The organism is Tissierella sp. (genome assembly GCF_032104385.1).
In the GTDB taxonomy this organism is placed as follows: domain Bacteria; phylum Bacillota; class Clostridia; order Tissierellales; family Tissierellaceae; genus Tissierella.
Genome location: NZ_DAMCHJ010000028.1, coordinates 10,756 through 14,807 on the forward strand (window position 1 = coordinate 10,756; position 4,052 = coordinate 14,807).

Annotated in this window: 7 protein-coding genes and 1 other annotated feature; all 7 genes read right to left on the reverse strand. The window is 33.5% G+C overall.

All coding sequences use genetic code 11. The annotated features are described in order from the left end of the window. Nucleotides 1–379: 379 nt before the first annotated feature. The 7 genes from rplL to rpmG all read right to left on the reverse strand — a co-directional run bounded on the left by rplL (nucleotide 380) and on the right by rpmG (nucleotide 3,761). Nucleotides 380–766: a 50S ribosomal protein L7/L12 gene (gene rplL / locus RT714_RS15610; RefSeq protein WP_313758905.1), complete on the reverse strand. Its 387-nt coding sequence runs from the start codon at nucleotides 764–766 to the stop codon at nucleotides 380–382. A 30-nt stretch (nucleotides 767–796) separates the two neighbouring features. Next, entirely contained in the window at nucleotides 797–1,324 is a 528-nt protein-coding gene (gene rplJ, locus RT714_RS15615; protein ID WP_313758907.1) for a 50S ribosomal protein L10, read from the reverse strand. A gap of 17 nt (nucleotides 1,325–1,341) precedes the next feature. Next, nucleotides 1,342–1,476 (reverse strand) — a sequence feature (ribosomal protein L10 leader region). 37 nt (nucleotides 1,477–1,513) lie between these two features. After that, entirely contained in the window at nucleotides 1,514–2,212 is a 699-nt protein-coding gene (gene rplA / locus RT714_RS15620; protein ID WP_313758909.1) for a 50S ribosomal protein L1, read from the reverse strand. 56 nt (nucleotides 2,213–2,268) lie between these two features. After that, nucleotides 2,269–2,694, reverse strand: coding sequence for a 50S ribosomal protein L11 (gene rplK, locus RT714_RS15625; protein WP_072978079.1), 426 nt, complete (start codon nucleotides 2,692–2,694; stop codon nucleotides 2,269–2,271). A gap of 92 nt (nucleotides 2,695–2,786) precedes the next feature. After that, a complete protein-coding gene (nusG, locus tag RT714_RS15630) occupies nucleotides 2,787–3,332 on the reverse strand; it encodes a transcription termination/antitermination protein NusG (RefSeq protein WP_313758911.1) in 546 nt (181 codons plus the stop codon). A gap of 38 nt (nucleotides 3,333–3,370) precedes the next feature. Next, nucleotides 3,371–3,583 (reverse strand): preprotein translocase subunit SecE, encoded by a 213-nt coding sequence (gene secE, locus RT714_RS15635; protein WP_216543639.1) that lies wholly within the window; start codon nucleotides 3,581–3,583, stop codon nucleotides 3,371–3,373. Nucleotides 3,584–3,611: 28 nt separating this feature from the next. Then, the gene (gene rpmG, locus RT714_RS15640) at nucleotides 3,612–3,761 is read right to left on the reverse strand and encodes a 50S ribosomal protein L33 (protein ID WP_072978085.1); all 150 of its coding nucleotides are present in this window, start codon (nucleotides 3,759–3,761) and stop codon (nucleotides 3,612–3,614) included. Nucleotides 3,762–4,052 lie beyond the last annotated feature (291 nt).

A 4,052-nucleotide genomic window follows, 5' to 3' on the forward strand; every position in this document is an offset into this window, starting at 1 on the left:
CTAAGACCCTCCTTTAAAAACCATTCGTAAGAGGACTTTTGCACCTCAATTAAGTCAGGTAAGTCTAGCACTTCATCAATGCGTGAATAACTCATCCTAACACGCTTTCCGTAGGTTACAGGATGTACCATCAACAATTCACCCCTTATTAAACTAAAATATCCAAAAGCATTTAATACTTTTGGTAAAACTTTTCCAAAACAAATATATTATAATATTGTCATATATTTGAAAAATTATACAATAGACAATATTTTTCCCTATTATGCATTTAATTATGTTACCATAATGCATTTCCTATGTCAAGTTATTTCGTATGTATTTTGAGAATTTTAAAAGGCTTTCAATATAATCGAAAGCCTTTTAAATTTAACAATAACTATTTTACCTCTACTTGTGCTCCAGCTTCTTCTAATTTAGCTTTGAAATTATCTGCTTCTTCTTTAGAAGCTCCTTCTTTAATTGCTTTTGGAGCATTGTCTACTAATTCTTTAGCTTCTTTTAATCCTAAGCCAGTTAATTCTCTAACAACTTTTATAACTTTGATTTTTTCTCCTCCAGCTGATGTTAATACAACATCAAATTCTGACTTTTCTTCTGCTGCTGGAGCTGCTGCTCCTCCTGCTACTGGAGCTGCTGCTACTGCCATTGGTGCAGCTGCACTTACTCCAAACTCTTCTTCTAAAGCTTTAACTAATTCTGATAATTCTAATACAGTTAAATTTTTAACCTCTTCAATTAAATTTAATACTTTTTCACTTGCCATTTAATATATCCCTCCACAATAATTTTGTTTTTAAGCTCCTTGTTTTTCAGCAATAGCATTAAGCACTACTGCAAGACCCCTAATTGTACCTTGAAGTACATTTGCAAATCCTTGAATTGGTGCATTTAATCCACCAAGTGCTTGAGCAACAAGTACTTCTCTTGGTGGTAAGCTAGCTAAATCCTTAACACCATTTACATCTATAACTTTACCGTCTACAATACCAGCCTTTATCTCTAGCTTATCATTTTCCTTTGCAAAATCAGATGTAATCTTAGCTACTTGAACTGGATCGTCATATCCAAATGCAACAGCATTTGGTCCTTTTAAGAATTCATTAAATTCTTCTAATCCAGAATCTTTGAAAGCAAATCTCATCATAGTATTTTTATAAACTTTATATTCAACACCTGCTTTTCTATATCTGCTTCTTAACTCAGTTAATTGTTCAACATTAAGTCCTCTATAATCAACAACTACAACGGATTGTGCCCTACTAATTTTCTCTTTTATTTCTTCTACATTTTGACTCTTAGCCTGAAGGGTTTGTTCCCTCACTGACTTCACCTCCCATAGGACGAATAAATAAAGATCCCTCCGTAGACACAGAGAGATCCTAATTTCAATTTTATAAATTAGATTAATCTCAACCTCGGTAGGAAATTAAACCTTTAGGTACCTACTGTCTACGGCAATCTATTTAATTAACAACAAAATTGTATCAGTAATAATAAATTTTGTCAACTATTAGTCCATTAATTTTTGTCCATTTATTTTTATTCCAGGACCCATTGTACTGGATATAGCAACAGATTTTAAGTATCTACCTTTTGATGCAGCTGGTTTTGCCTTAATTATAGCATCCATAACTGTATCAAAGTTTTCCTTTATTTTTTCTGTTCCAAAAGATATCTTTCCAATAGGTACATTTATAATACTTGCTTTATCAACTCTATACTCAACTTTACCAGCTTTAATTTCATTAATTGCCTTCGCAACTTCAAAAGTTACAGTTCCAGATTTTGGATTTGGCATTAATCCTTTTGGTCCAAGAATTCTACCAATTCTACCAACAACACCCATCATATCTGGTGTTGCAACTACTACATCAAAATCTAGCCATCCTTCATTTTGAATTCTAGCAACTAATTCTTCTCCACCTACATATTCTGCTCCAGCTTCTTCAGCTTCCTTAACTTTATCACCTTTAGCAATAACAAGTACAGTTTTAGTTTTACCTGTACCATGTGGCAACACTACTGCGCCTCTTACTTGTTGGTCAGCATGTCTTGGATCAACTCCAAGTCTAACTGATAAATCTATAGTCTCATCAAATTTAGCCTTCGCTGTTTTTTGTACTAATTCAACAGCATCACTTACATCATAATATGTTTCTCTGTCTACTATTTTTAAACTTTCTTGATAATTTTTACCTCTTTTTGGCATAACTTTACCTCCTTGTGGTTATAACGGAATTTCCTCCCACTAATTTCCTAAAATTATTATTCTTCTACTGTAATTCCCATACTTCTCGCAGTTCCTGCTACCATACTCATTGCAGCTTCAACCGAAGCAGCATTTAAGTCTTGCATCTTTATTTCAGCAATTTCTCTAACCTTAGCTTGAGAAATCTTAGCAACTTTTTTCTTGTTTGGCTCAGCTGAACCTGATTCAATGCCTACAGCCTTTTTAATCAACACTGCTGCTGGCGGTGTTTTTGTAATGAAAGAAAAGGATCTGTCTTGATAAACTGTAAGAACAACTGGTATTATCATTCCTGCTTGATCTGCAGTTTTTGCATTAAACTCTTTTGTAAATTGCATAATATTTACTCCATGAGGTCCTAATGCAGTTCCTACAGGTGGCGCTGGAGTAGCCTTTCCAGCTGGTATTTGTAACTTAACTAAAGCCATGACTTTTTTTGCCATAAAACTTCCACCTCCTTGTATCCTTTGTGGTTTGGCGGGATAAACCCTCCCACTTAATTATATATATTTAAAAAGCAATTTGCTTTAAAAAACTATAACTTTTCTACTTGGTCAAAATCCAATTCTACAAGAGTTTCTCTCCCAAACATGGAAACAAAAACCTTAACTTTTCTCTTTTCCATATTCAAACTATCTACAGTACCCATAAAATTTTCAAAGGGTCCTGAGCATACCTTTACTGCATCGTTTACCTTTAAATCTATATCTGGTAAAATGGTCTCTTGTACACCTAATGCTTTAACTTCTGCATCTGTTAGTGGAACTGGTTTAGAACCTGGTCCTACAAATCCTGTAACTCCTCTTGTGTTTCTAACTAGATACCATGATTCGTCATTGATAATCATTTTCACAAGAACATATCCAGGGAAAAGTTTTCTTTCCTTAAGTTTCTTTTTCCCGCCCTTATTATCCATATATTCTTCAGTAGGCACTGCTACTTCAAATATATCATCTCGCATTCCTCTATTCTCAACCATCTTCTCAAGGTTAGCTTTAACCTTGTTTTCATGACCTGAATAAGTATGGACTACATACCATCTTGCATCCATAGCCCTTTGTTCTCTACTTCTATCCGTCATACAATTGGGAACCCTCAGGTTCCTCCCTCCCTCTTGTACTAAATAATAAATCGTAAAACACCATGTATTAATAAGTCTAATACCCAAACAACAATAGCTATAATTGCACTGATCATTATAACTACTCCAGTATAGTTTATTAGTTCCTTTTTACTAGGCCAAATTACTTTCTTCATTTCGGCCTTAACACCCCTGAAATATGTGGCCATCTTTGCCTTTTTTGTACCATTTGTACCAGTTGGTGCTGTCATAACACTCACATCCTTACTTGTTATAATATTATTTCGTTTCTTTATGAGTAGTATGAGTTTTGCAGAATTTACAATATTTCTTTAATTCTATTCTTTCTGTATTGTTCTTCTTATTCTTAGATGAATTGTAATTTCTTTGTTTACACTCTGTGCAAGCTAATGTGATCCTATCTCTCACTTAAAACACCTCCTACAAAAATCATATATATATTAAACTATCGTTTTCGGGTACATCGCCCCACTATTAACAATGTTACTAATATAAACTATCACAAAATAAAATTTATGTCAATAAAAAAGTATTCCTTCCAATTGCAAAATTATCTGTTATTTATATCATTATTCCTATTTAATTAATTATTATTCCAGTTTCATCCAGAAAAAAGACTAGGCCAAAAGACCTAGCCTTTTATTATTATTCAAGAACTTTAGTTACAACTCCAGATCCTACTGTTCTTCCACCTTCACG

Coding starts and splice junctions, on each gene's coding strand:
- rplL (WP_313758905.1), bottom strand. CDS start 766: ATGGCAAGTGAAAAAGTATTAAATTTAATTGAAGAGGTTAAAAATTTA.
- rplK (WP_072978079.1), bottom strand. CDS start 2,694: ATGGCAAAAAAAGTCATGGCTTTAGTTAAGTTACAAATACCAGCTGGA.
- rplA (WP_313758909.1), bottom strand. CDS start 2,212: ATGCCAAAAAGAGGTAAAAATTATCAAGAAAGTTTAAAAATAGTAGAC.
- nusG (WP_313758911.1), bottom strand. CDS start 3,332: ATGACGGATAGAAGTAGAGAACAAAGGGCTATGGATGCAAGATGGTAT.
- secE (WP_216543639.1), bottom strand. CDS start 3,583: ATGACAGCACCAACTGGTACAAATGGTACAAAAAAGGCAAAGATGGCC.